Annotated in this window: 1 protein-coding gene; it reads right to left on the reverse strand. The window is 64.4% G+C overall.

The window, feature by feature from the left end:
• On the reverse strand, positions 1-382 hold a 382-nt coding region (locus tag AC1DUE_RS20675), incomplete at both ends, for a substrate-binding domain-containing protein (RefSeq protein ID WP_477041271.1).

Consider the following 382-nt stretch of genomic DNA (forward strand, 5'->3'; position numbering starts at 1 on the left):
GTCGATGCCCGCGAGCTCGACGACCTTGGCGTTCGGCTTGTCCTTGAGCTTTTCGCCGATGTACGTACCGGCGTTGAGGCCCATGCCGTAGTTGTCCCCGCCGACCCAGCAGCGATAGGCCTGGGGTGAGGCGAAGATGCGGTCCAGGTTGATGACGGGGATGCCCGCCTTCATCGCTTCCAGGCCGACCTGGGTGAGCGCCTTGCCGTCGGCCGGGAGGATGACGAGGACGTCGACCTTCTTGTTGATGAGGGTCTTGACCTGGCCGATCTGGGCGGCGGTGTCGTTGGAGCCCTCGGTGATCTCCAGGGTCACCTCGGAGTACTTCTCCGCCTGCGACTTGGCGTTCTCATTGATGGCGTTGAGCCACCCGTGGTCGGCC

The sequence above is a fragment of the Cellulomonas sp. P4_A2 genome (assembly GCF_056402515.1).